General features: G+C 31.7%; 31 protein-coding genes, 1 tRNA gene and 3 pseudogenes. 13 read left to right on the plus strand and 22 right to left on the minus strand.

Going from position 1 to position 25,892, the window contains the following annotated elements:
• Nucleotides 1-74: 74 nt before the first annotated feature.
• On the minus strand, nucleotides 75-1,001 hold the full coding sequence (locus MHH98_RS15130; protein ID WP_038190403.1) for an alpha/beta hydrolase fold domain-containing protein: 927 nt from the start codon (nucleotides 999-1,001) through the stop codon (nucleotides 75-77).
• Nucleotides 1,002-1,561: 560 nt separating this feature from the next.
• Here MHH98_RS15130 and MHH98_RS15135 point away from each other — a divergent pair.
• Both MHH98_RS15135 and MHH98_RS15140 read left to right on the plus strand, forming a co-directional pair.
• Nucleotides 1,562-2,098, plus strand: coding sequence for a DUF2975 domain-containing protein (locus MHH98_RS15135; protein WP_076065149.1), 537 nt, complete (start codon nucleotides 1,562-1,564; stop codon nucleotides 2,096-2,098).
• 11 nt (nucleotides 2,099-2,109) lie between these two features.
• On the plus strand, nucleotides 2,110-2,310 hold the full coding sequence (locus tag MHH98_RS15140; RefSeq protein WP_038190405.1) for a helix-turn-helix domain-containing protein: 201 nt from the start codon (nucleotides 2,110-2,112) through the stop codon (nucleotides 2,308-2,310).
• A gap of 191 nt (nucleotides 2,311-2,501) precedes the next feature.
• Here the strand turns inward: MHH98_RS15140 and MHH98_RS15145 are convergent, their stop codons facing one another.
• Both MHH98_RS15145 and MHH98_RS15150 read right to left on the minus strand, forming a co-directional pair.
• Nucleotides 2,502-2,711, minus strand: a complete 210-nt coding sequence (locus tag MHH98_RS15145) for a DUF6440 family protein (protein ID WP_038190406.1) — start codon at nucleotides 2,709-2,711, stop codon at nucleotides 2,502-2,504.
• Nucleotides 2,712-3,026: 315 nt separating this feature from the next.
• Complete coding sequence (locus tag MHH98_RS15150; protein ID WP_038190407.1) at nucleotides 3,027-3,641, minus strand: cysteine peptidase family C39 domain-containing protein; 615 nt, start codon at nucleotides 3,639-3,641, stop codon at nucleotides 3,027-3,029.
• Between the two features lie 232 nt (nucleotides 3,642-3,873).
• Here MHH98_RS15150 and MHH98_RS15155 point away from each other — a divergent pair.
• From MHH98_RS15155 to MHH98_RS15165, 3 genes and pseudogenes are all read left to right on the plus strand, one after another.
• Nucleotides 3,874-3,984 (plus strand): annotated as a pseudogene (locus tag MHH98_RS15155) (PadR family transcriptional regulator); the annotation flags it as partial.
• Nucleotides 3,971-4,540, plus strand: a pseudogene (locus tag MHH98_RS15160) (DUF2812 domain-containing protein). The pseudogenes MHH98_RS15155 and MHH98_RS15160, both read left to right, overlap by 14 nt.
• A gap of 574 nt (nucleotides 4,541-5,114) precedes the next feature.
• Nucleotides 5,115-5,498 carry a helix-turn-helix domain-containing protein gene (locus tag MHH98_RS15165; RefSeq protein WP_340713169.1) on the plus strand — a complete coding sequence of 128 codons (384 nt, stop codon included), beginning with the start codon at nucleotides 5,115-5,117 and terminating at the stop codon, nucleotides 5,496-5,498.
• A gap of 122 nt (nucleotides 5,499-5,620) precedes the next feature.
• Here the strand turns inward: MHH98_RS15165 and MHH98_RS15170 are convergent, their stop codons facing one another.
• The gene (locus MHH98_RS15170) at nucleotides 5,621-5,944 is read right to left on the minus strand and encodes a hypothetical protein (protein ID WP_038190409.1); all 324 of its coding nucleotides are present in this window, start codon (nucleotides 5,942-5,944) and stop codon (nucleotides 5,621-5,623) included.
• Nucleotides 5,945-6,230: 286 nt separating this feature from the next.
• Between MHH98_RS15170 and MHH98_RS15175 the strand changes: the two genes are divergently transcribed.
• Nucleotides 6,231-6,791, plus strand: coding sequence for a hypothetical protein (locus tag MHH98_RS15175; RefSeq protein WP_340713170.1), 561 nt, complete (start codon nucleotides 6,231-6,233; stop codon nucleotides 6,789-6,791).
• A gap of 456 nt (nucleotides 6,792-7,247) precedes the next feature.
• Here the strand turns inward: MHH98_RS15175 and MHH98_RS15180 are convergent, their stop codons facing one another.
• Both MHH98_RS15180 and MHH98_RS15185 read right to left on the minus strand, forming a co-directional pair.
• Nucleotides 7,248-7,601 (minus strand): hypothetical protein, encoded by a 354-nt coding sequence (locus MHH98_RS15180; RefSeq protein WP_340713171.1) that lies wholly within the window; start codon nucleotides 7,599-7,601, stop codon nucleotides 7,248-7,250.
• Between the two features lie 727 nt (nucleotides 7,602-8,328).
• A tRNA-Cys gene (locus MHH98_RS15185) sits at nucleotides 8,329-8,400 on the minus strand.
• 231 nt (nucleotides 8,401-8,631) lie between these two features.
• On the opposite strand from MHH98_RS15185, the gene MHH98_RS15190 reads away from it, so the two are divergent.
• Complete coding sequence (locus MHH98_RS15190; RefSeq protein WP_340713172.1) at nucleotides 8,632-8,943, plus strand: ABC transporter permease; 312 nt, start codon at nucleotides 8,632-8,634, stop codon at nucleotides 8,941-8,943.
• Here the strand turns inward: MHH98_RS15190 and MHH98_RS15195 are convergent.
• From MHH98_RS15195 to MHH98_RS15240, 10 genes are all read right to left on the minus strand, one after another.
• Entirely contained in the window at nucleotides 8,905-9,270 is a 366-nt protein-coding gene (locus MHH98_RS15195; protein WP_340713174.1) for a S8 family serine peptidase, read from the minus strand. The genes MHH98_RS15190 and MHH98_RS15195 overlap by 39 nt on opposite strands.
• A 350-nt stretch (nucleotides 9,271-9,620) precedes the next feature.
• A complete protein-coding gene (locus MHH98_RS15200; protein WP_340713176.1) occupies nucleotides 9,621-9,827 on the minus strand; it encodes a helix-turn-helix domain-containing protein in 207 nt (68 codons plus the stop codon).
• Nucleotides 9,828-9,859: 32 nt separating this feature from the next.
• Nucleotides 9,860-10,276, minus strand: coding sequence for a hypothetical protein (locus MHH98_RS15205; protein ID WP_038190439.1), 417 nt, complete (start codon nucleotides 10,274-10,276; stop codon nucleotides 9,860-9,862).
• Nucleotides 10,277-10,341: 65 nt separating this feature from the next.
• Nucleotides 10,342-10,671, minus strand: a complete 330-nt coding sequence (locus MHH98_RS15210) for a hypothetical protein (RefSeq protein WP_051448847.1) — start codon at nucleotides 10,669-10,671, stop codon at nucleotides 10,342-10,344.
• Nucleotides 10,672-11,178: 507 nt separating this feature from the next.
• The gene (locus tag MHH98_RS15215) at nucleotides 11,179-12,051 is read right to left on the minus strand and encodes a helix-turn-helix domain-containing protein (RefSeq protein ID WP_038190441.1); all 873 of its coding nucleotides are present in this window, start codon (nucleotides 12,049-12,051) and stop codon (nucleotides 11,179-11,181) included.
• 324 nt (nucleotides 12,052-12,375) lie between these two features.
• Nucleotides 12,376-12,999, minus strand: a complete 624-nt coding sequence (locus MHH98_RS15220) for a hypothetical protein (protein WP_038190442.1) — start codon at nucleotides 12,997-12,999, stop codon at nucleotides 12,376-12,378.
• A gap of 204 nt (nucleotides 13,000-13,203) precedes the next feature.
• Complete coding sequence (locus MHH98_RS15225) at nucleotides 13,204-13,596, minus strand: hypothetical protein (protein ID WP_340713178.1); 393 nt, start codon at nucleotides 13,594-13,596, stop codon at nucleotides 13,204-13,206.
• Nucleotides 13,597-14,060: 464 nt separating this feature from the next.
• Nucleotides 14,061-14,729, minus strand: coding sequence for a DUF4097 family beta strand repeat-containing protein (locus tag MHH98_RS15230; RefSeq protein ID WP_038190444.1), 669 nt, complete (start codon nucleotides 14,727-14,729; stop codon nucleotides 14,061-14,063).
• Between the two features lie 17 nt (nucleotides 14,730-14,746).
• Entirely contained in the window at nucleotides 14,747-15,400 is a 654-nt protein-coding gene (locus tag MHH98_RS15235) for a hypothetical protein (RefSeq protein WP_076033960.1), read from the minus strand.
• Nucleotides 15,397-16,248: an ABC transporter ATP-binding protein gene (locus MHH98_RS15240; protein WP_340713180.1), complete on the minus strand. Its 852-nt coding sequence runs from the start codon at nucleotides 16,246-16,248 to the stop codon at nucleotides 15,397-15,399. The genes MHH98_RS15235 and MHH98_RS15240 overlap by 4 nt, the downstream gene beginning before the upstream one ends.
• A 108-nt stretch (nucleotides 16,249-16,356) precedes the next feature.
• Here MHH98_RS15240 and MHH98_RS15245 point away from each other — a divergent pair, with 108 nt between their 5' ends.
• The gene (locus MHH98_RS15245; protein WP_340713182.1) at nucleotides 16,357-17,139 is read left to right on the plus strand and encodes a MerR family transcriptional regulator; all 783 of its coding nucleotides are present in this window, start codon (nucleotides 16,357-16,359) and stop codon (nucleotides 17,137-17,139) included.
• 569 nt (nucleotides 17,140-17,708) lie between these two features.
• Here the strand turns inward: MHH98_RS15245 and MHH98_RS15250 are convergent.
• The gene (locus MHH98_RS15250; RefSeq protein WP_038190446.1) at nucleotides 17,709-17,996 is read right to left on the minus strand and encodes a DUF2651 family protein; all 288 of its coding nucleotides are present in this window, start codon (nucleotides 17,994-17,996) and stop codon (nucleotides 17,709-17,711) included.
• Between the two features lie 675 nt (nucleotides 17,997-18,671).
• Here MHH98_RS15250 and MHH98_RS22140 point away from each other — a divergent pair.
• Nucleotides 18,672-18,743, plus strand: a pseudogene (locus MHH98_RS22140) (YjcZ family sporulation protein); the annotation flags it as partial.
• A 319-nt stretch (nucleotides 18,744-19,062) separates the two neighbouring features.
• On the opposite strand, the gene MHH98_RS15260 reads toward MHH98_RS22140, so the two are convergent.
• From MHH98_RS15260 to MHH98_RS15275, 4 genes are all read right to left on the minus strand, one after another.
• Complete coding sequence (locus MHH98_RS15260; RefSeq protein WP_038190447.1) at nucleotides 19,063-19,608, minus strand: GrpB family protein; 546 nt, start codon at nucleotides 19,606-19,608, stop codon at nucleotides 19,063-19,065.
• A gap of 583 nt (nucleotides 19,609-20,191) precedes the next feature.
• Entirely contained in the window at nucleotides 20,192-20,836 is a 645-nt protein-coding gene (locus MHH98_RS15265) for a 2OG-Fe(II) oxygenase (protein ID WP_038190448.1), read from the minus strand.
• Nucleotides 20,837-21,526: 690 nt separating this feature from the next.
• Nucleotides 21,527-21,871: a hypothetical protein gene (locus MHH98_RS15270; protein ID WP_051448849.1), complete on the minus strand. Its 345-nt coding sequence runs from the start codon at nucleotides 21,869-21,871 to the stop codon at nucleotides 21,527-21,529.
• Between the two features lie 203 nt (nucleotides 21,872-22,074).
• The gene (locus tag MHH98_RS15275) at nucleotides 22,075-22,365 is read right to left on the minus strand and encodes a hypothetical protein (protein ID WP_340711475.1); all 291 of its coding nucleotides are present in this window, start codon (nucleotides 22,363-22,365) and stop codon (nucleotides 22,075-22,077) included.
• 211 nt (nucleotides 22,366-22,576) lie between these two features.
• Here MHH98_RS15275 and MHH98_RS15280 point away from each other — a divergent pair, with 211 nt between their 5' ends.
• The 4 genes from MHH98_RS15280 to MHH98_RS15290 all read left to right on the plus strand — a co-directional run bounded on the left by MHH98_RS15280 (nucleotide 22,577) and on the right by MHH98_RS15290 (nucleotide 24,093).
• On the plus strand, nucleotides 22,577-22,858 hold the full coding sequence (locus tag MHH98_RS15280; protein ID WP_412104703.1) for a hydrolase: 282 nt from the start codon (nucleotides 22,577-22,579) through the stop codon (nucleotides 22,856-22,858).
• Between the two features lie 25 nt (nucleotides 22,859-22,883).
• The gene (locus MHH98_RS15285; protein ID WP_340711476.1) at nucleotides 22,884-23,237 is read left to right on the plus strand and encodes a hypothetical protein; all 354 of its coding nucleotides are present in this window, start codon (nucleotides 22,884-22,886) and stop codon (nucleotides 23,235-23,237) included.
• Nucleotides 23,238-23,549: 312 nt separating this feature from the next.
• Complete coding sequence (locus MHH98_RS22145; protein WP_076065168.1) at nucleotides 23,550-23,735, plus strand: tyrosine-type recombinase/integrase; 186 nt, start codon at nucleotides 23,550-23,552, stop codon at nucleotides 23,733-23,735.
• Between the two features lie 157 nt (nucleotides 23,736-23,892).
• The gene (locus MHH98_RS15290) at nucleotides 23,893-24,093 is read left to right on the plus strand and encodes a cold-shock protein (RefSeq protein ID WP_038190452.1); all 201 of its coding nucleotides are present in this window, start codon (nucleotides 23,893-23,895) and stop codon (nucleotides 24,091-24,093) included.
• Between the two features lie 292 nt (nucleotides 24,094-24,385).
• Here MHH98_RS15290 and MHH98_RS15295 read toward each other — a convergent pair whose 3' ends face one another.
• On the minus strand, nucleotides 24,386-25,693 hold the full coding sequence (locus tag MHH98_RS15295; protein WP_038190456.1) for a hemolysin family protein: 1,308 nt from the start codon (nucleotides 25,691-25,693) through the stop codon (nucleotides 24,386-24,388).
• Nucleotides 25,694-25,892: the final 199 nt, after the last annotated feature.

Here is a 25,892-nt window from a genome sequence, read left to right on the forward strand (position 1 = left end):
CTAAAGCACCCTTTAGTTTAAGTACAATTCTTCACAATCCTGCTAACCTTCCCTATTAAAATATAAAACAACACTTAGTTACTAATTATATTAATAATTTTCTGTTGAGCATCTTTGGCTTCAGGGATTGGCATAACAACAAACACATGATTCATTTTAGGATAAACAAAGGTATTGATTTCAATTCCTTGTTCTATTAGTTTCTCATCTAATTTTATTGCATCTGGATATAAACTTTCGTGTGTTCCAATAAAATGAGTAATTTTCCCAAGTCCTTTAAAGTCACCGTAAATTGGACTAATCAATGGGTCATTTAAATTTTTATCAGCTGCCCATAGCTTTGTAATTACCTCCATTCCTTCACTAGCTAACATCGGGTCTTTTTCTTCATATTCAGGTATAAGAGAATTTTTAAAACCCATATCAACACATGCAGATAATAAAATAATATCTTTCGGTTGAGGCAAATGGTTCATCTTTAAAAGGTGGGCCAGACCAAGTGTTATATTTCCTCCTGCCGAATCTCCCATGATGGTCAATTGATTAGAACTTTCAATGGTTCCAAGAATTGCTTTATATAGGTTGAGGATTTTTGGGTAGGTATCTTTATAGTTAAAATGAGGTACTTTAGGATAAATGGGAGCAATAATTTTTGCATTTAAAGATTGTGCCATTTTATCCATGAACAACCAGTGTAAATTTAAAGGTTGATTCGTCCAAGCACCACCATGTATATAGAAAATAACTTTTTGTTTCAAAGACTTTTGGTCATTTAAAGTGAAAACCTGTATTCCTTCGAATGCCTCCTCCTTCACATCACTTGAAAATTTAATATCATCCCCAATAACATAGCGCTGAATATTTTCAGTTCCCCTTTGCTTAACGAACCGTTTGGTATTTTCAATACTAGAAAAACTTTTTTTATTACTTTGGGAAATTAACCATTTTTCAAATTGAACACTTTCTTCAGAACGTTCTCCGTTAAAAATTTCTACACTCATTTTTTTCTCTCCTTTAAACATTTTTACTGTTCATCCTGTTTCATAACACGGAATGATTTATAATAGCCGTGTGTCTCTTTATCAGAAGTCTGTAACAAGTTAGATAGAAGGTCTTAAATTGAACGGAGGCTTAAAGTTTTCCTTTCAATTTTATTATTATATTTACAATGCCATTTAAAGTATTACTTTGCATTTTCATGATTTCTCTAATTTCCTTTAACGAGTAGCTTAATGATTAGGCATCTTTTTATAAATTTATTTTTTACAAGGTATTCTTCTTTATATAATCGATACCGTTAGAACGTCGTTTCGGAGTATACTGCATCGCGTTACGATATATACAGTATAGTTCAATAAGAAAAAGAGTTACCTAATCCAATTAACCAGAATTTTTCTTAACTACCCTGCCCATTTAGTTGAATAAGAAAAAACAACTCCAAGATCTTCTACTAAAGACCCGTTAGGAGTTATACTTCAGGAATATCCTTGAAAAAAATTATTGTTTGACGATAATACTTTATTGTTTTAGAATAATATGTAAAATAAGGAGGTTTTTACTAGTGAATCTTTTTACCAAGACCGTACTAAAATTTTTATCAGTTATCTCGCTAATTGGTCAAGTTTTATGTGCGTTTGCTGGATTAATGCTATTATTTGCGTCTGTAGCTTTATTGTTAGTACCAAACGGAGTCAAAAAACAATTGCTACAGTATGTAGATTTAAACTCAAACACAAACCTATCAGTATGGTTTTTAGTACTTTCTTGCTTAGTCGCGCTAGCAATCATTGCTTGTTTGTTTATCATTCTGTACGCTCTACGTAAAATAATTGGTAATATTTACGAGCAACACTTCTTTGTTTCTCGAAATCTTAAATACCTAAAACTAATATTAATCTCGATCACTAGCTTTACCGTTTTGGACTTCATTAGTCAGCTGTTATTTGCGCAAGTACATGCGTACAATGTCAGTAATATTTTTTCAGATTCTTGGCCAAGTTTAATAGGAAACATTCTTTTATTATCCATCGTTTATACGCTTTATGTGGTTTTAAAATACGGCATATCTTTACAAGACGATTCTAACAATGTGATTTAGGTGCGCTCCTAATGATAAAAATTAATCTAGATCGAGTAATGCTAGAAAGAAAAATTTCTTCAAAAGCGTTAGCAGAAAAAATTGGTATTACCCAAGTTAACTTATCAATACTAAAAACAGGTAAAGCGCGTGGTATTCGCTTTGCCACATTAGAAAAAATCTGTCAGACATTAAATTGTCAGCCTGGTGATCTTCTTGAATATAAAGAATAAACTTACATATAACAAAACAATTGTTATATGTAAGTTTTCAACTATTCCGCAATACGGCCCGAAAGTTGAACACAAGATAAATAACACTCTTCAACTAACCTGCCCCGTTAGTTCAATAAGAAAAAAGAGCTGCCTATGCAACTCAATGATCTTCAAGTAAAGCACCCTATAGTTGAACAAGATAAAGAGTGTTATTCATTATTTGGTTTTATCACCGGTTTCCCATTACTATCTAATAGTGGGGTAATTCCCCCTGCATATCCGCTCCAACTAAATAAATAGTGAATTCCTGTTTCCCTATCTACTATTATTCTGTTTCCATTAGCCACGCCATTTTCTGAAAGGATTTCTTCAAATCTCTTCTTTGAGCCTTTATTCTTCTCTGAGTCTTTACTAAACATTTATTCGCCCCCATATTACTGAAATTTCAAATAACCCCTTTTTATACTACGATCTTAGCAGGTAATTATTACAAAAGTAGTAAAAAGGCAACGATTTTTTTAGCAACAGCACATTGTATTAACCTACCTCTTTAGTTGAATAAGAAAAACAGAGCTATCTGAACAGCTCTACAATCTTACTAAAGCCTCCGTTAGCACAACTAGACAGAGTAAAAATACCTTCAACAAAAGTTCCAGATTATTGAAAACTAATAAGACTCCATCAACGTTTTGTATTTTTTCTTTGTGTCCAGATAAAATTCTTCGTCATTAATATTAGCTCTGTATGGTGTGTACGGTTATATAAGTATTGCTATAAAGAAGCATATTAATATTTTTTACATTCCACAATTCCTTAAATTCATTAATTGGAACTTTTCGATTATAGCTATTGTTATCATCATTACAATTCACCAGATGCCTTAATGATTCTGAAAGGTAGAAATACTCCTTGTCATATCCTACGACTGGGACAAAATGCAAATTATTACGATCCTTATGTACTTTAATAAAAACAATTACGGGAGTTCCTTTACTAACTTCATACTTTAATGTATTTAAATTCCCTTTATAATAGTTTGTTTTAAATCCCTTTTTTCTTAATACCCTACGGATTCCCTTTGGATATACATTGCCTGAACTCATTTTATTAGGGAAATTAGTATATAACTCTTCACCATCGGCCTCCATTCCAAAATGACGCAACACATATGCTGTTGAAAATGCTGCACATTCCCTTTTGTTTTGTATATCTATCCTATTATTTCGTTTAATTAGATAGTTAGCCATATAATCTCTTTTTCGTAAAACAGGTAAGGGTAATGTCATTAAATATGCATTAATGATAGTTGATATAATAATCCCTAAAATAGCCGTTCTAACTATAAACATACTACTTCCCTCCATTGCTTTGGGCATAGCGAAATAATATTCTATTTCCTCCTTTCACTAACCTGCCTCGTTAGTAAAATATCAATATGTCTATATTTCAATAGAGTTGGCAATAATCCCTTTATTAATGAATTATTAGGAGGTATAAACAATGTTACTTTCAAAAGCATGGGAGGCATTTGAATCAGACAAGCGAATTGAAGGTTTTTCCCCACAGACATTAAAAGCTTATCGACTCCAAATGATAACTGCGGAAGGAAGCGCCATTTTGAAAATGGAACAAAACAGGTTATTGCATATTTTATCCCTGTACGAAGGAAGTGAATCGAATGAAGAAATTTAAAATATTTTTTGATATCGAAAAAGAGGAGCGATGGCTGAATGAGCAATTACAAAAAGGCTATCGTTGTACAAATATTAGTGAATTATGAATATACACTTTCGAAAAAACCGACAAGAGATATGTGATGCGACTGGATTATCAAGATTATTTATCAAAGAAAAAGCTTAAAGATTACAAAGGGATATACGAAGACTTCGGTTGGAATTATATAAATGACTCCTGGCTTGGTGGAACTCGATATTGGCAAAAAGAAGATGATGATCAAAATGAAATCTCCTCGGATCGCCAATCAAAGAGCAATTATTATAAAAGATTGCTGGTTTATTCATCTGGCTTAGGTATACTGTTATTGCCTTTTTCTTATATGTTTTACAAGGATTCAGGTTTATATTTAGCTGAAGGTCTTTGGAGTATGACAGGTGCATTATTTTGGAAAGCATTTTTATTTGAAACTCCATTTGCCCTTTTGAGGTCGCTTCCCACCCTTATGATTGTTTTCTGTGGTATCAGTTTCTATAAAACTTATCGAAAGTATTCAATATTAAAAGAAAAATAATGCGAGGAGGTTAATTATGAACTTTTTTTAATTCAAAGAAGTAATTGAGGATAATGTATCTACCACAGTCGGGCGCTTTAATTGAGTAAGGTTCACAAAAATTATCAAACTTTTTTTAAAAAGGATGATTCAATTTAATATAGAAAAAGCGTGTTTTGTTCAGTCTTTTTTTCAAAACACGCTTTTTCTATTCGCTCTTTTATCAAGGTTTATTAAGTTAATTTAATCAAACTTTATTCAAAAGCTACATAATACTGTTTTAATACTCGAATCTTCATCTCGTCGGAAAGTTATACAGAAAGGGTCTATATGTGCCCTGTGCCGTGGCAATGAATTGTTTATGTAGATGTAATATGATAGAAGAAAAAATTCGATAGTTCCTTTTCAATTTCATTGCTATCTTTAATCAATTGTTGCGTAAACCCCACCAAATTGTAGCTTCTTTTTTATTCTTTAAGTCCTAAAGTGATTTTATTGCTGTATACTATATACTTGAAATATTTTATTTGTAATTTTAAATTTTTTTTAAAATAGACGCAGAGTTTTATTAATATCATGAGGGGAGGAAAAATTAATGACTTTCAGTGAACGATTGCGAGAGTTGAGATTAAAAAAAGATTTAACTCAACGAGAAATGGCTGAATTATTAGAAACAACTCGACAGAATTATAATAGCATAGAAAATGGTAAAATTGAAACCTCCCACAGCGCTACAGTAAAGTTGGCAAAATTCTTTAATGTATCTACTGACTTTTTATTATGTGCAACGGATGTTCCTTATCCGTTTGCATTAGAAGAACAGTTCTTTTTAGAAAATTTACTTAACAAGGAGCTTCGTCTTTGGTTTGTAGAAGAATTGTCGCAATCTACACCACAAAACATTATGAAGTTAAAAGGTATTTGGGATATTGTTAACGATACGAGTTATGGAGTACATAAAAGAAATGAAGAGATTTGATTGGTGAATTCATTGTACAAGTGAAACTAAACAACCAGTCGTCGGTACAATACTGACAACTGGTTGAATAAATGCTTGTACTACTTTTTCTAGATTATTTTATCTTTAGATTCATTGTTACATTAGTCTTGCATAGCACAGTTGCCAGAGCAGTATACATATCCTTCGTAGCGTGCAAGATACTGTGGGTTGCCCCCAAGAACCCAATATTTAAAATTCAACGTGCCCTTCCAACCTAACCGGTCATAATAAAAAGTAGAATATGGTTTTGAAAGATCTTTAATTGTAATATCTACCTTCACATATTTAGAATGTGCTACTGTGCTCGTTGCTTTTTCCTCCAAATTAGTAGGTGTGAATGTATGGCCATTAGCGGCTAATGTCACACCGGATGAAGCGATTAAAACCAAACAACAAACAATTAAACTACCAAATATTTTCTTCATAAATATCCCGCTAAACTTTCAGTAAATTCAAAATAAAGATAGCATTCTATCGGTTTTATGTCAAATTATAACTTTTAACCAAAATTATGAAGTTTAATTGTACAAAGTCCTCAATCTAGTCATGTAATTCCTTTTACCGATTATGACATAGAAAACAAAAGCTTTAAAATTGAAGAGAAAATTGCTACAAACTTACTCCTTCTTTAATTGACTTAGGACATTTGCAAATTGAATTCTCTGCTCGAATAGACAAAATGCGGTGCCAGAAACCAACCAGAGTATTTTTTTGGAGGAAATTAGAAGTATTTGTGAGGCTTTATTAATTTTAGAGACATCAGGAGACTTAATTACAGCTCAAGAAAAAGTTATTGCTGTTTGGAAACGTATATCACGTTATGATCAATGGTACTTAATGGATATAAAAGTTATTAATGTGATTTTATACTTTTTTGATAATGATGTAGCTGTTCAAGTTACAGATAAACTGTTAGAAAGGTTAAAAACTTACAAGAACTTTGGTGAAGCAGTTAGACTTTCCATAACTTTAAAAATTAATTTATCGATGATTCATATTAAAAGTGGATTCTATGTTGAAGCCCTTACAAACTTAGAAAGACTTTTAGAGCAGCATTTACAAGAACTTCCTTATCAATCATTAGCAGTTTGTTATAATCGAATGTCTATTTGTTATTCATATTCTTGTAATGAAAAAGAAGTAATATACAAACAAAAAATTGATGATCTATTAAAAATATATGAAGATAAAATATTATTTCAAATGATTCAACAAGAGTATAAGAAATATTCAAATAAAAAAAATCTTAACTGCAAGCTTAATTTAAATTAAACAAATTTGAACTAGTTATGGGGAGAGGATGAACACAGGGAAAACAACGTTTGAGTTAGCGCAAACTTATTGTTGAATGTGGACTGAAAAATATGTGCTTATTTGAGTTCCTTCTCATTTTTCCGAAAAATAAAAACAATAATTAACTGATCATGCTCCTCTAGTTTCTTAGGTGTGAAGATTTTATATTTGGATATTTCCGTTCACTTAAATATAAAAATGCCAAAATAGCTTGAACTTTCAAATCATGATTCCAAAAAGACATGTTAGATTCGCCTTCAATTGTGCATTAAAAAAAGATGAGACCAGTAGGCTCATCCTTTTTAAGAGTTATTCCGTACTATTTTATAAGTAACCTCGGTAACAAATTCATATGCATAAATTTCGTTACTTCAATCTTCAATAAGAATATAAATGTCCAAATTCCTCTTGAGAACTTACGTTAATAGCGATGTTTTAAGCGATAATTGTTGATGGAGCTAGTGTTCCTGTACCACCTGCATTTTGACTGTAACTTGAAAGTCGCAAATAATAAGTCTCTTTTGGTAAGCTGACCATAGAACTGTTATATGACTCTCCTGGATTCAGATACCAAGTCTTTACAGCTTCATCGATCCCAGTAGGATTTACAATTTCAACTCCTAAAACACCCGTGCCGCTAGTATGTTTAACAGAAATACTTGCAAATCCAGTTAATAAATTAACTCTTGCGGAGTTAGCACTTTTGTTGCCTTTTGCTAAGGTAACAGATACTTGTGCCATAGCCTCTACCTCGTTTGTATTATCGTTTACAATATTTTCTTTTGTCATATCCGTATTCCTCCTATATCTTTTTCTCCTAATATTTATGTTAATTAGAAGTTATTTTATAAAGAAGATAAAAGATACTTTTTAACAACCTTCAATTCAAAAATAATGAAGTTTTTGAAAAAAAGCGATCTACTCCATTTATTGAGTAGAACGCTTTTTTTAAAGATACTTTAAGTTCGAAACAGAAGTCTTCAAATTTCTTTAACAATATGATACCTTTATAACTTTTTTTACTACCTTTTTATATTCCTTTTGATAATACTTTATGAAAACTTGAATTGGAATATGGACTAAACTATCCTTTTGATTAAAGGTAAAGCCGCTTTCTTTCATGTCTTTCAGTAGTTTAGTTAGGGAAATTGTAAAATCACTACGTCTCCCTTCCTTCTTTAGAATAATATTATAATTAATTATACCAAATTTTTATTTAATAAGAAAAAAATGGGTTTATATACAATTTAAAAACACCCTACTCGTTCAGAGAAGGATGTTTTTAAATTGTGTATAAGCTTATATTGGTGTCCATTGCTCGTTTTAGAGCTCAGTGTTGTTCACGGAATAGATTGCCACACTTTATATTTAAAACTCGGTGTTATGGCTTCTATGGCTTCATGGGACTTCCCTTTACACATCCACCATTTGAGATTACACCAAGATTGGGCATATCAATAATGAGTTCTTTTTAAAAGGCTAGCTGTTAACCAGACTTAAAAATATGAAAATGAAAAGGTGATACACGGATTCGAACCGTGGATAAAGGTTTTGCAGACCCTTGCCTTAACCTCTTGGCTATACCACCATATATATAATATAAAGAAACTTAATTTAGTTTTTAAACAACCTATTCCAGTTATTTTTAAATTTTTTTTAAAACCATCAACATATATAAACAACTTTGTCTGAATAATAGTTGTGAAATTTGATATTTTATCAATTTATTCAACTAATTATACTAGAAAAAATAAATTTTTGATAAATTTTACAATTTGACATATCATATAGTTAAATGAATCAAATAAGGGAGGCTTTTATGGACGCATTAATTTACACGGTTCTATTATTAATACTATTGATTTTAAATGCATCTGCTATCTATATGTATAAAAATGATAAACTGGATTTATGGTTATCAGGAATTATTATTGGAATTCTAGGACCGGTTTTCGCATTTTTAATTGGGGCTATATTCGTGAAGTATGAACATAGTCAAGGTGCAACTGCAGAAGGCGCACAAATTGCAGCAGCGTTTATCGGTTTAATAATTGTTGCGAACGGTATAATTTACTTTATTGTTGGTATTACATTAAAACTTATAGGTTTCCTTAAATACAAGAGAGCTTAGCCATAAAAAACAAGTAATGTGTTTATTGTTAGAAGCAATAATTGTCCCAGCAGCATGTGTTCCATGGCCATTGGTGTCATCAAAAATGGTTATATCTCCACCATGTTCTTCTGTGAAGTTATATCCATCAATAATTCCGGCTGATAGATCTGGATGATTTACATCACAGCCTGTATCTAATACGGCTATTACAACTCCTTTACCTGTATAGCCTTGCTTCCATTTCACTTCAGAACCAACATTCATTATATTGATAGGAATCTTTTCTTCAAGTTTGGTAATCGATACCGATTTATTAGGAATAAGATTTATCTCATTGTTTTTCATGATAATCCTCCTTTTTTTTAACCTTGTTTTATAAAGAAGTATAATTCTCTTTATATACAACCTTTTTAGTAAAATTGTGTAAATTTTGTTTTGTTAATGGATAAATTAAAATAAATATACACTATTAGTCTATTAAGGTTAAATGGTTTATGTACGGTAATTTGGTTCTATAAAAAGGAAATAAGGTGATAAAATTTTTACTAATTTTTTAAAATTTCATTATGTAAATAGTAATTCTTTTACATAAAAATAAAGTTAATAAAAAAAACACCTTAAAAGGTGCTTTTCATACAGTTATTTAACTGGTAACAATCATCTACTTTCATTTGCTTACAAATTGGCCAAAGTTTCTAGATCTGCTCACCTGTTAAAATCCAATCCACAGCAACATCAAAGTATATTGCAAGCAGTTTGATTGCTTCAATTGGTGGTTGAATTTGATTAGCTTCCCATGCTTTGATTTGAATATCAGGATAATTAATATCTCTAGCTAATACGTCAAACGATAATTCAGCGTTTTCACGTAATATTCTTAACCTATTTGCTATACTTTTCAATTTACTCCCTCTTTTTAATCAAAAATATTTATCTATCTCCATATTTTCATCTGATTGATTGCAGCCATACTAAATAAGAAAATAATGGCAATAAAAAAAGCTTTGTTATAATAGAGAGCAGGATGTAACAACAAAATACCCAACATTAATGAGGTTCCCCCATTAGTAAGACCTTGTATTCTTCTATATATATGCCCTTCTCGATTATTGGTTGTTTTACTTTTTAAAAATTTGTTGTTTCCTTCTAATAGCGTTTTATCGATTCTAATTCTTATACCCAGGAATCTAATCCAATATAAATAAGAGATAAAGAATAATATAAATGATAATAACTTGGTTAATATTAATGTAGTTGGCTGCTGAAAACAATTGATGGTGAAAAGCGATAGTGCTAGACCAAAAAGGTTTAATAGAACTTGTTCAAAATGAAAATAGTTTTTTAATTGCATGCTTTCTCCTAAACATATTAATTATTAGATAATCTATTTAACTTCGTTTAATATATCAAGTGTTATTAGCATCTTAGAATTTCATTTTTCATATCATCAAGCTGATTAAAATAAATCTTATCAAAAGCTTTCTCTTCTATAATTCTTTTTCGATTTTCTCTCAATAGTTCTTGTACATCTGATATGTTCTGAATCATTTTCAACATTTCATTTTTGATTTCTACCGGTATATCATAGGCTTTATGTAAGGTCATAGTAGCCCAGGCCATTTGATGTGCTGCGTTTCCCATATAAGCTAGTGTTTGAAAAATATAATCTTCATCTAACCCCATTTCTTTCAATTGAACTTGATCAAATTGATTAAAACATTTCGTTTTCGTTTTAGTTATAGCCATTTCCATTACCCCTTTGGATAGTTTGTATTTTTAGATAACACTATTTTAATTCAAGAATATTAAACCAACAAAAAAGCACGCATTATCCCTTAGGATAGTGCGTGCTTCGCAATATAGTAGTATTGTATCACGTTTTAGTTTGAAAAACCGATTTTTCTTCAATAAAATACTGCCTTTTTATACTATAGTATCGATAATATAGCTGGAGAATAATGAACAACTTGTAAGATCTTTGAGTTAAGACTGCTTTAGCTAATGAGATTGCTGCTTCTTCCCTCCCTATTCTTATCCAATGTGTCTTTTGTAAATGTTCATGATAATTAAGTTCTTCTATTAATTGATTTGCTCTAGGGTATTTTTCAAACATAATAAACAACCTTTCATATGTATTGTTAAATTCATTTTATTTGAAATTTGTAAAAATGAATAATTTTATTGAATTTTTAAAAAGGTGTGGCTAAATAAAAGTCGCAATAATTTGAACTAATCAAAAGGCTAAGTAAATCATTAGTGGTCTTTGAGAAGAACATTTAGATAAGATAAATCTAATTTTGCTCTATTTAAATTTGTTTCATTTTTATTTAATGTGAATATTATTATGGCATTATTGAATGCTTCTTTGGATTCGGTATAATTTCCTTTTTTCTTTGAGAGCATTCCTATCATATGATAAATTTCACCTAGCGAATATATCAATTGATTAGACTCAATGTAGTAAAGAATTTCTTGGCATACTTTTAATGATTCATCATATAATTTTAATCTATACATACAATTTGCAAGGTTATATCCTACTCTAGGAAGTAGAGTAGGATCTTCTAAAAAATGTTGAGTTTTAATTTTTCTGTATATAACTTTATAAATATTATAGGCGTCATCCACATTGTTATACGATAAATATATTAGTCCAGTAGAATTCAATATATTAATATCTAGTTCAGATGTACAGTTCTCTAAGTTTACAAGGCTTTTTAATATATTCAATGCATCATCTAGTTTATTCTCTTTTTTATGCAGAAGTATAGATTTATGCCAGTCTATATGCTTTTTAAACTCTTTTTTACTAAATGTACTACTAAGTTCTTCTTTCACCTTGTTACATTCCTCTAGTACTAATTCTAATGCCAAATAGTCTTCTGTATAAGTGAATTCTCTGCAAAGTTTTTTTAGTTTTTGCACTTCTGCATTAAAAGGAAATAGAGCTTTTAACGGAATTTCTAATTTCATACAGATGTCATTTAAGATTTCAATTCTTGGTAATTGTTTTCCTTTTTCCAGTCTATATATCGTGGAATCATCACATATATTTTCAGCTAACTCCTTTATTGTGAGTCCTTTAGATCTTCTAAAATATGACACTTTTTCCCCTAATTTATCCACTATCTATTCCTCCTTAATGACACAATTATGCAAAACATCCTATTTCTTATAAGTTTATATTACATTATTATGAAGTTAGTCGTACATAAAAAGGAGGGGAAACAAAAAAATGAAAATAAGGAAAGTAATAGTATCACTCCTACTTACATTTGGTTTAATTGTTAATTTCTCAAGTAACTTTAATATTCACAATCCCTCGTCTACTAATACTAATATTATTAAATCCGATGATTTACCGATTGACGGGAAACACTAATAACAACATAAGAATTTGACAATAAAAAAGCATGTCCCAAATTATAAAGGGACATGCTTTTAAGGATGTTATGAAACTACACCACTTGAACTGCAAAGAAAGTCTGTATTTAAAGTGTGAGAACTAACAAGACCTACATAAGTCAATTGACCACCAATAGTGAATGTGTAAGTTCTACCTCCATCAATGATTCGTGCATCGACTCCAGTTGTTTTCCAAGTACCAGATGAAGCACTTACGCCAAGACCAGAGTAGTTAGTAAATACCTGGCGACCATTGGATAATGTTGTAGTAAATGTAGCTTTTACTGTCATAGAGACACTAGATGAACCATGACTAATATTTATCTTATGTGAAGCTGAAGATGTAGAGAATGGTGTAATACCAGAGTTTGGGACTCCTACAGCATTAGCTTGTGTAGCATCAACTGCCCGTTGTTTAAATACTTCTGGCGAAACCCATTCATCTTCCTTAAATTCACCAATTGGAGCAACTTCGATCCCTACAAGGCTGTTTCCCCATTCAACAGTAGATTTTACTTCATTTAAAATCTCTACATATTGTTCATGTAACGCCTCTTTTTGCCCTTGAGTTAAAGCTTCAGCTGCTGATGCTTTATTATTTGCGATAATGAAAATACAAGCAAAAGCAAATAAAGCACTAAGGACCTTTGAAAATCTTTTCGATACCATTTTTTCATCTCCTAACCAATGTATTTTAGGCCTGATTCTTTCTTGGCTTACTCTTAATATAAGTGAATATAACCCTGAAATAAATAGGATGTTTTGCAAAATTGTGTCAATTGAATTGGCATAATGAAGAATCCTGGTAGTATTTAATTCAAGATATCTAATTATATTTCGAAAATAGGTGATTTTATACAAATAAAAAAACCTTCACCCTTTAATGGAAGTATTGGAATATTGCCATACTGTATCATTGCCAGATACCAAAACGGGATGTTCTTTCCCTTCTTTGTCAGTTCCAACTACTTTAAAATCACCACTGATACTATCTTTGTCTCCCCAAAAATGCCACATATACTTATTTACTTTATTAGCAATAATCTTTTCTTCTACTGCTTCACCTTTTTTACCAGAGCCAACCAAGAAACCAACTTTCCCTTCTTCACCAATCAACAAAAACTCACCTTTTGTCCCATCGCCAAAAGTAACGGGTAATGAAAAAGTAGGACTAACCTCCCGCGTTTCGTTCGTATCAGTATTGTTACAACCGACAAGTGTCATTAAGAATAGCAAAGAAATCAACATAATCATTTTGTTCCTCATATTGCTCCCCCTTATCAACTAGACATTTTCTGTCATTAAATAATTTAGTTAAACTCTTCTTAGATGAACGATATCCTATACACTACTTCAACATTCTTATAAATATCCCTTCTTATTCAACTAACCTTCCCCGTTAGTTCAATAAAGAAAAAAGAGCTGCATTTGCAATTCAATGATCTTCAAGAAAAGCACCCGTTAGTTTAAGTGCATTATTTCACAAACTCTAGATATCCTTTCAGATATTACAGGAATGCTGCCTTGTTAGTTCAATAAGTTTAAGAAAACAAGCATCAATTTTTCTTGAATCTTAGGTGGACGCTTTTAGTACCATGCGTGTACATATAGGGGAGTATTTTAAGTCAAGTACATGTTTTGGATATGACCCATCATTTTGTTGGCTTAAGCCTTGGCATTATTTCATCAACTAAAAGTATATTAGAGATTAACCATTCAAGCGGAAAAGATTAATCAACAAATTCGAGGTTTATATTACCATTATTAGTGCTGACGTTTAATGTCTTATCTCCTCTACTTTTATTTGCAGGCAAATTACTCTCTCCTTTTTTTGCCTCGCTTAATATAGCGAAATCCTCATAAGAACCTACAATTGAGCCACTAATATCGCCATTTTTTGTTTCTAAAGTTACTGTAGTACCTGCGTTCAACTTGTCCAGTTGGATATTACCGTTGTTTATCTTAATATTCACATCACCAGCAAATGAAAGTGGGGGCAATTCAATCTCTTCGTTTGATGTTTTTAAAATCAGATTTTCTATAGACGCATCAGGTATCCATACCTGAATAGTCCTGTTTTCTTGAGCAGATTTCCCACCAATATAATCGTCCCAATCTTTATGACTTGCATACACCATGGATAATTCTTTTCCGTCAGATAAATCAATTTTATAAAACTCTTTTTCACTTTCATTATAAGAAATATGAATTTTTTCATCTTCAGACTGAAAAATTTCTATTTTTCTATCTTTAACGTCAATTGTAATAGTATCAACTTCTGCAGCTGAAGTGACATAACTTTTTTCCTCATATGTTATAGGTTCAGAGGAACAGCCAGCTAGTATTACTGAGAATGTAATTAGTACACTCATAGCAAGTTTTTTTATAGCATTTATCATTTTTAAACTCTCCTATTTTAAATCGATCTTCTTTTTAATACAGCTAACCCTACAAGCGCCAATACCATACTGATGGAAAGACAAACACTGATGTGCAACAAAGCGTTTCCATTAAACATAATGAGCTTGAAAAAGCCTACCAAAATTTGTCGCAAAGGCTGGATTGGAACAAACACACAGATGATCGCCACTAGAACAGCGTCCGTCAGCCAACCGTACCAATACGATTGCATAGAAAGCAGCACATGTAAGAACACCGCCACCATCAATAAAAAAGCAAACTGCTGAAAAAATGCAACGAATACACCATTTTCCCACCAACCGCATAGCTCCAACAAATTAATCACGATTTGTGTTTGATTCATTGGGTCTATTACTAGATGGATAAAAGTATTAACCATTGATATTGACGCTGCGGCAATGATATAGGTAAGGATACCACCCCAAAAGTAATCTTTTTTCGTTGCGTTTAAATGAATTAGCTTACTAAAGTTAAAATACACAATGAAAAATGGCATCATGAGCATATAAAGATAAGTGTAGTTTCCTCGGCTTATGGATATGCTTGCATCCGAAGATGTGGTAGACAAAAGAACGACTAAAATCGTAATAATAAGTGCTATTAAATTACTTGCAAAGTTTCGTTTTATAACAGTTAGAACTGGTTTCATGACAATTTCCCGCCCTTCTTCTCAACCATACGAATGAAGAAATCTTGAAGGGACAATTTTTCAATTTCGAGATGATCTCTTTGACTGATTGGTAAATCAAAAATAAAGCGTGTTAATAAACCTCCAGCTTGTATCTCTCCAATTGTATGCAGATCTTTTGTGACTTTCTCTACTTCCTGTTTTAATCCACTTACGCTATATGCCTTTTTCTCAATTTCCTGTAAGGTATCATAAAAACGCAGGGTACCCTTGTCAATGATGATCAGCTTTTGCATGACCTTTGCAATTTCATCAACGATATGGGTGGAAACAATAATAATACGTGGATTCCTTGAAAAACTCTCTACTAGCAAATCGTAAAACTCCTTACGCATAATTGCATCAAACCCCAGCACCGGCTCGTCTAAAAGAACAACTGATTTGTTACTCGCAAGGCAGATGATGGTGGAAACCATTGTTTTCATACCTAACGAAAGCGTATTAAATTTTTTACCTGCATCTAACTCAAACCGCTCCATCATTTCCATTGCAAATTCATAATCAAAGCGTGGATTTAAATCTCCAGCAACACTAATTAGTTTTTTTACTGGAAGATTAAAATGTTTGGCAAAATTTTCAATATAACTAACACCAGTATCCATCGTTGCAGTGCTAATATAGTGCCCGTTAACACGTATGGTTCCAGTTGAAATATTCTGATAACCTGCAATAGATTTTAATAGCGTTGTTTTTCCCGCTCCGTTTCGCCCTAAAAGACAATATATTCCATTATCATCTATAGTTAATGTTAAATTTTTTAGGACAGTTGCACTTTGATATTGTTTTGATACTTGATTTAATTCAATCATAGCTTGCTTCCTCTCTTATTTTACTTTTTCATGAAATTGCGATTTTTTCAGTACATGATATAATTTCACTATAAACCTTTGTGTTACAAAAAGGTCAAGAGGGGGTTTATGGCTATTTTATACAAAATTAAACAAGCAGCAGAAAAAGTAAGCATGACTAGTGAAACCTTGAGGCATTATGATCGAATAGGTTTAGTAAAGCCATGTCATAAAGATGAACAAACTGGATATCGGTACTATTCTGATCAGGAGCTCGTACAACTTCAAACAATTGAACTGCTCAAAACAATGGATTTAAATTTGATGGAGATAAAAGACATTTTGCAGCAGAATGAACTCCTCAGAATTATTGCACTTTTAAAACAGGCAGAAAAAAAGGCAGATGAGAAAATCGCTCGCCTGCAATACGCAAAATCAAGAATTAAACGTGCCTATACAAATTATGAAAATAAGTTAAACAGCGTAGATAACCAAAATGGGGAATTCTTTGTCAAACATCTATCAGAAAGGGTAATCATGCTTTCTGATAAATTGGAATACCCTACGATAAAAAATTTATGGAATTATCACAATCATTTTTATAAGCAAATTGAAGAAGAGTTGCAACCACAATTTTTGTTCGAAGATATGGCAGGAATGTTTACAACACCAGAAAAAACGCGGTTGTTTACCATTTGCTTAAAATATCCTTCAATAGAGGGGTTAACAATACTACCAGAGGGTAATTATTTATGTGCCAATTGCACCGAAGAGAATAAGGATATGGTATTGCAGAAATTACTTCAAAAGGCAAAGACAGAATTTGGTGTGTGCCCAGATGTCGTTCTTCACTGCATCGTGATAGTTGGGGTTTTGCAATGGAATTATCAGATACAACTGCTCATACAGTGAGGCATATTCATGCACATAGTGCAAAATAAGTAAATGCAACAATTATCATAAGGTATTCTTTTATGGATGCTTGGTGTAGCTAGTTATCTTAATAGTTATACAAAAAATCGGAAGATCACAACTAGTGATACATCCGATTTTTTGTTTTATATGTATAGCGATAATAAAGTTGTTTTCTTCTTAATAGAACTAACACCCCTGTAGTGCAACAAAAATCTCTATAATGCAAGTAACTTTGAAAGAAAATTACAGCTTGTACATCGTCTGGTACAACTTCTCATTCGCTAATGCTTAGTGTTGAATTACTAGAGTTACAAGCTGTTAAAATAATTGATGTGAATAACATTAATACTGTTTTTCTCAAACTTTTTTCTTCCGCCCCTTAAATTAATGAAGACACCTTACCTTATTTTTCATTAATACCTTCTTCAACTAAACTGCTCCGTTAGTTCAATAAAGAAAAAAGAGCTGCATATGCAACTCAATGATCTTCAAGTAAAGCACCCGTTAGTTGAATAGCATCATTTTGAGGAAACTCCTCATAAAAAAAGACTCCTATAATTAGGTGTCTAATTTTGTTTATTTTTTTGTTTTAGAAACGGTACTACTACGATAGAAACCGCTAATGACATTAGTGGGAAAATAATATTCCAAGATGTAAAACAAGATGTGAAACTGATTTCTAATTCAGGATAATAGTGTTTCATATACCAAATTTCGTATAGAGCATTCAGGAACAATGTTATTAAAGGTGCAATAAAAACCTTTTTAGCAAGAGCAGATGCTATAACACCTAATCCAATGACTATCAAGGGAACAATAAACAACTGCATCAGAAAAGGGTCTATCAATCTCATAATATCCCTCCTTTTAATCAAATCGATTAACTAAGTATTACTTGTTGAAGTAAACTTCTTCGATAGTTGAATAGCAACAGTCTTTTCGAAAACAGCCTAAGGAAAAACACCTTATTGTGTAATTTTACACTATAAGGTGTTTTTCTTCAATATTCTGTAGTTTTATTATTTGATTAATAATCTCCTGCCAAAGAGGATTCGAACAAATAGGTGACGATTATTATTTCTGATTCTTATTTAACTAAACTGCCCCGTTAGTTGAAGAACAAACATCCTTGAGAAAACATCCTTAAATAATGGTAATCACGAGAAATATGTAAGTAAAGATATATCAACAAGAGCCTACCTTAACGATTTTAAAAACTGGACTGGTATAACAGCATACAATTTCCGTAAGGCATTAGTTTCAGATATGCATGAGCGTTTAGCTGATTTTGCTACAATAGCAAAGCAAACATGACATAAGTCGATAAAGACAATAAATGACCACTATCTGAAAGTCTCGAATCGTACCGTAGATAAATTTTCACCTTAAATCAAAAAGAATGATTAATTAGATGAATATCACCTGTCCTTTCTATAACAATACATATTATAGGTTTAGAAAGGAGGGAATTTATTATGGGATATCAAAATTATGGTAACAACTATGGTAATAACTATGGTAACCGTAACAATTCATCATTCGTTTTAATCGTTGTCCTATTCATTCTTCTAATTATTGTCGGCGCTAGCTTCCTGCATTAATCTACAGCCTTTTTTGTAGCTAGCCCATAATAATAATTGTAATGTTAAGGTATTTTAGCCTTACACATCTCTTTTCTCTCACCGAGGGTCACTTGCCAACGAGTGACCCTTTTTATAGTCTCTTTCCTCATTTACAGCACATTTACTGTTGATAAATTTCTAACTTTAATCAAATAAAGAAAGTGAGGAATAGATCAACTCCCTCACTCTCTTTACGTTAGTTGAATAAAAAAAGAGCTGTCTAAACAGCTCTACGCACTTCAACTAAAGCACCCTTTAGTTGAAGTACATTTTTTCACAAACTCATATTAGTTCGCAACTAAGAGTTAAGAACATAATTGATAAATTCTGCTTTTGCTCTAGTGTACGCTTCACGATCATTGTTATATTTTTTTGCTAAATTTCTTTTAAGAATAGCGTATTCATCAATAAACTGCCGATTAGTCCGTAATAAATCACGAAAAAGTAGCTGATTATCCCACCGTTCTTCTCCCTCAAGTAAAATATGTAAATGTACTACTCTTTTATCGTTAATTACTTTCACAAAAAATCTTTGCCAAGGTCGATTGTCTAAGTTAGGTGGTACATAATGCCAGTCGTGATTAGCTAACCATGAAGATATTTCTTTAATTTTTTGAAATGAATCAATTTTAGCCATTAAATCAATGATTGGTTTAGCTGGTAAATTAGGAATTGATGTACTTCCATAATGTTGAATTTCCGTTATGCCGAAAGTTGAAAGCAGATTAAGAAGAAGTGCTTTTTCCTGAGTACCTTTTTCTATCCACTTGGGATTTGGTTCGACAATGTCTATTCTCTCATTAGCCCAAACCGGCCATGTGCTTTCATCATGAATATCTTTCATTTTACTCCCCCTCAAGATTTTATTTTTTCAGTTTCAGTAAAATCCTTGTACCTGCATTTTTTTACAAACCTGCCCCGTTAGTTAAGTATATTTCTTCACAATCTTTATAGTGTTATTAACATACATATCCAATAAAAAATCACCTCTAAGAGAAAAACTACACCAAAGTAAATGAACAAAATTTTGATATAATTTAATTGTGTTGATCTCCAAGAAAAAGAATTCTAAAAGTCATGTTTTATAGTAAATGAAAAGTTGAAAAGAAAGCATATTTAAAAAATACCTTTTTTTAGTAATTTAGGATACAGTTTTTTCAAAAACTTTGATTATTCTTTAGCAGCTCTTCTTATAGGTTTAAAATAAAGTTTGACCAAAAACACCTCGCAAACCCACATTTTACGACAAATAAAAAGAATCCATTCTGAAAAAAGATTGATCAAGAATGGAATCATTCCTCGTGAATTATTATACAATTTTTGTAAAAAGTTTGTTCATTTTCTACATGTATGTCTCCTCAATTGCGCCCTTTTCTTAAATAAACAAGAAGTCGAAAACGCTAAAAAACTCTCAATAAATTGTTATCTTAATACGAACCTCTTCTTCTTATCCATTGCGTCGCAACCCATTTTTCACCTTTGATAACAGGTTCACTACCATGTAGAGTGAGCTCATTTAATGATGCATCCTGATAAAAATATTCGAAATATACCGCCATTCCTCTTTTCGGCGATACAGAAAGGTTGAGTTTTGGAAAGAAAGTCTCTCCTCCTTCTTCTACATCATTTAGGTACATGACAAGGGTACTAATACGATTATTATTTGCTGCTTCACTGTTTTCTGCAAAAAAATCATAATGTGCTTTATATTCTTGGCCGACTGTATACTTTAAAATATGTAACCCTTCTCCATGTTCAACAGGAACATTCATGATTGAAGCGATTCGTCTTTCGATTCTAGTAAGGGCCTCACTTTCTTCTAAAAACGTACCACTACTTGTCCGAATGTTATTTATTTTGCGCGAAACTCCAATTTTAGAACGCTTCATTTTATTTTCAGATATTTCAATCAGCTCTTCACATTCTTCATTACTTAATACATTTGCTAACACGACAATAAGAGGCTCTTCTAATCTTGAAATAATTTGGATTTCTCTATCTTCTGTTACAATTGTGTTTCCAATGTGTTGAAAAATCGTTAGTTCCTTATGTTTAATTGTTTGATCTCCCATTTTTCTTTTCCCCATCTCTGATTGGATACCATAAATATATCATATTTTTCTTTATATTCAGTTTTTTCAAAAAAAAAAAAAAAAGCGAGGATGTTCCGTTTTATTTAAACATTATCATAAAAAATCCTCGATTAAATTTTGAAGAAAAATTATTAAGGGGCAAATTTATGATGGAAAATTGGTGGTATTGGTTGTTTAGTGCGTTATTTTTCGGATTCATCATTTTTTTTCGCCCAAAGGGGTAAAAACTTACCGCTTGGCTTTAGCTACTTCTGCTGCCAACTCCATTCATCCACCTACTTTTTCTATAAAATAAAAAACACAACCAATTGGATGTGCCTTAGTATTTAATACAATTATTCGATTTCATTTTCTATTTTCTTGTGCGATTGTTTTGCACCATTTTCCGATAAATTTTCTTCGATAGCTCGCAATACTTCAATGTGATCAGTTAGTTGCTTAGTTTTCCCTTGTAAATTTCCTAATTTAGTAATAAATTAGCTAATTAAATCTCGACAATAAACCAATTCCTGTTCTATAGCCTCAAGTGATAGATTTATTTGTTCCAATTCAATCAACCTCCTACGACAATTATACAAATCGTAAGAAGTGGAATAATTAATAATTCCCTGCTTTTTTATAAACATAACAGTATAAATTACAATTCGTCACGGCGCTTTATGAGCGAAACTAGTACTTTTTCCCCTCACTTTTTATATCTTCTTTTATTTCATCATATAAATAATCTTCTTCAGTTACTTCCCCAAATTCGATTAATTTTCTCTTTTCTTCTTTCCACTCTTCCTCGGTATATTTATAATATGTTTTTCTTGCATCATCACAGCTTTTTCCATCAACACCTTGCCAAAATGCATAGGCATTTTCACATTTAGAGATAAATTCGCCCGCTTTTTCCTCATTAATTCTCTGCATATCTTCAGCACAACTCTTTAGGACAAAGATTAACAATACAATTAAAAATATGAAACAGAAATATTTAAAAACATATCGCCCTATTTTTCTTTTCTTTTTCATTTCACATCACCTATTTATATTAGATATTTATTGATACAGGGTTTAAAAGTAGAATATTATTATATTACACTAATATTTTCTACTTTAAAATAGGCTTTATTATTCCTGTAATTAGCGGTGTGGGTGGAGGCGAGCTTTTCTTCGCCACAATCAGTCAGCTCTTTTATAATAACTCCAACTGGATGTGAATCTACTTCGGTTGTTTAATTTCCTTCTTCATCTGTTCCGTCCTTTTGCATCTTTTCTTCTACGTCCTTAGCATCAACGAATAACTCACAGCGATTATATCCTTCGCCACTATCGCCAATTTTAATAACACGACGGTCAACCTGCAAGTCGACGCTATTTGTATCGTTTACGGTGTACAATTGTGTAAATGGGGCTACTTTTTGACCTAGGTTGATCACATGCTCTAATACCTTGCCGAACCGTGAAAACTTTGGTTTTTGTTGAGATTGTACGTCTCCGACAATTTCAAATGTGATTTTGTTCAATCCACTTCCCCCACTGTTCGGTTATATTCCTCTGTCAAAGGCTCATCACAAAAGTTTTTTGTAAACACCAAGAGGATACTTTCCTAAAAAATCAAGAGTATTAACCTTAAAATTAAATTTTTCTTTTATTGGACAAATTGCACAACTTCTTTTCATTTTAAACCATATGTTATCAATGTAAGGCATTCAAATTGGAAAGGAGGTCTTGAAAATGAGTAATATGAGAGATGTTTGTAAGTGTGATAATCAACATCACCATGAGAAAGAAGAACATCGTTGTAACGGTTGTGTATGTGATCAATTAAGACGATTACAAACGGCGACTGAAGTAGATGTTTTCTTAAGAGGTGGTACAGTATTAGAAGATGTCGTTTTTATTAGCTTAGACCGGAAAAATTGTTGCGCAATCTTTACTGATCCAACAACTGAACCTGGTTCAACACTAATCGTAGACTGCGAAGAAATTCAAGCTATTCGAATTGAAGCAGCTTAATAAGTAATAAGTGGTCTCTTTCTTTATGAAAGAGGCCTTTCTAATTAACCAGAGAATCATCGGAATTTATTTTAGCGTAGGCTATCAACCGTACATAAAAAAGTATTTGCCATTGTATAATCGTAAAAACTTAAACGTAAAGTGTTTTGTTTTATTCCAGTTAGTTTGTAGCGATTTAGGAATAATTCATACGGATTCAACAGAATTCGCTAATACACCAAAAACAAAAAAAACAGTTGAAGAATTAGAAAATGAAGTTGTAGCATATGATTATTTCGAGAAAGACGAGTTAAGAGGATTTTTGGATGCTTTATTACCTTTTGGAAAAGCTGAAAATCGCTTCATTTTCAACTTGCTTACATGTACTGGAATGCGTTAATGTGAGTTATTAGTTTTAAAATGGTCCGATATCGATTATAATAATGCTACAATAAGTATTGCGAAAACTCTGTATAATCCGAACGGAAATACTCTTAAGTATGAAATTACGACACCAATATACGAGTTATCGACATTGAGCAAGAACTTATTGTGTTACTTAATTAGTATTATGAAGTGCAAATACCTTGATATCGACAATTGGGGATAATTACTACGAATTAGTTTTTTTGGTCACTAGGATAGATCTACCATACTTTAGTTATCCTTATCATTTGAAAACCGTGAATACTAGAAATCAATACTTAGAAAAATGAATACGATTGAAAAGCATTTAACAACACATTCTTTTAGACATACTTGCTCTTCTTTATTAGCTGAGGCAAATGTTCCACTCGAACTAATAATGGCTCGATTAGGGCATGAATCTGTTGAAACTACAAAGAAAGTGGCTTCAAAAAAATTCAATGAATTGATGAGAAATCTAGAAACTTCATAATAATTTTTATTTTAGGCATCATGATGGCATCAATACTTTAGTAATATTCTTAAAAACCTTGTCATATCAGGGTTTAATGAATACTCTTCCATCATTCCGCATATAATATGTGATGGATTTCATGCTTGACATTCTGTTTCATTTGGGAGGAACCTACATGCAACAAGGAAAAGTAAAATGGTTCAATAACGAAAAAGGTTATGGTTTTATTGAGTACAATGATGGTGAAGATGTATTCGTCCATTTCACAGGCATCCAAGAGGAAGGTTTCCGCACCTTAGAAGAGGGACAAGATGTTAGCTTCGAAATTATTGAAGGTAATCGAGGTCCACAAGCAGCAAACGTAAATAAAATATAGTGAGTACAGCTATTCTACAAGTTTAACTTGAGAATAGCTTTTTTTATTGTGTGTAATTTAAGAACATCTTTTATAGCATTCATAAAGTTTGAATTTAATATTTATTTCATCAAAATTTTTTTGCCAGTTTTATATAAAATAGAATAATAAATTGATTGTAATTTCAAAACTAATCTAAATATCAACATTGTTCTTTAAAAATGTGAAAACCAAATGCTATATTAAAGTATAATCTGTAGGAAAAATAAAAAGGCGTATCAAAGTCTAAAAAAACTTTAGAAACGCCTTCAAATTATAAAGCTACTTTTTTCACTTCGAGTCTTACAATTTGATGCATATTGGTGTCTTGAATGGTAAATTCATAACCTTCAGCTTCATGCTTCTCACCCTTCAAGATGCGATCATGATTTGTCATGAACCAGCCTCCAATTGTATCGATATCTTCGTCATTAATATCGATATTTAAGAGTGCCTCTACTTCTTCCAGTCTCAGCTTTGCATCAAGATTATAATGATTTTCTGCTATTTTCTGCACTTCAGGTAACTCATCATAGTCAAATTCATCCTTGATATCACCGACAATTTCTTCAATTATATCTTCAATTGTTACAAGGCCAGATGTACCACCATACTCATCCATAAGAATTGCCATATGAATGCGCTTTAATTGAAATTTAAGTAATAAATCACTAATCGGAACCGTTTCAATAATACGAATAACAGGTTGCATAAAGTGTGTTATCTGTTTTAAAGCATTTTTTTCATCTAAAATAAAAGCTGTTAACAGCTGTTTCATATTAACAATACCAACAATATGATCCTTATCCCCGTCGACGACAGGATAACGCGTATATTGTTCTACATTAATCACATCAAATACTTCCTTAAGCGTTAAATGTTGATCAAGGCTAACAATTTCCGTTCTAGGAACCATAATTTCTTTTGCAATACGATCATCGAATTCAAAAATACGGTTCACAAAACTATACTCAGAGCGATTAATCTCACCACTTTTATAACTATCTGACAAAATCATCCGCAACTCTTCTTCACTATGAGCAACTTCCGATTCTGACTGCATTTTCAAACCAAATAATGCGGTCAAGCCTCTTGCAGAACCATTTAAAAGTTTAATGACTGGATACATAATATTGTGGAATAAAATAAGTGATCCAGCTGTTTGCAGTGTAACGGTTTCAGCTTGTTGAATTGCTAATGTTTTTGGTGCAAGCTCTCCGACTACAACATGCAAAAAAGTTACGATTGAGAACGCAATAATAAATGACACCACGGAAGAAATACGAGCATCTAAGCTGAATATCTCAAACAATGGTTTCAGTATAGCTTCAATAGTAGGTTTCCCCAACCATCCAAGCCCTAATGCCGTAATCGTAATGCCAAGCTGGCAAGCTGATAAATATTCATCTAAATTATTCGTGACCTTTTTTGCTCTTAAAGCCTTTTTATTCCCTTCAAGGACAAGCTGGTCAATTCTAGTTGATCTCACCTTTACTATCGCAAATTCCGCTGCTACGAAAAACGCAGTAAGTGCAATTAGTATTACGAAAACAACTAACTTAATGGCTATATCATTGTCCAATCATGTTCTTTATATCTGATCTGATCCTTATTTCAGATTCAGAATAAAGAATTCACCTCCTGTAAAATAAGTTACTATTACTAATCTATATGAAAGTATATGTAAATTGCAATTAAGAAGATGATTATTTTTAAAATTTTTTCATTTATCTGAACTTTTTTTATTTTTTTTTTTTAAAAATACAGAATTTTTTTCATCT

The organism is Viridibacillus sp. FSL H8-0110 (assembly GCF_038003565.1).
Lineage (GTDB): Bacteria > Bacillota > Bacilli > Bacillales_A > Planococcaceae > Viridibacillus > Viridibacillus arenosi.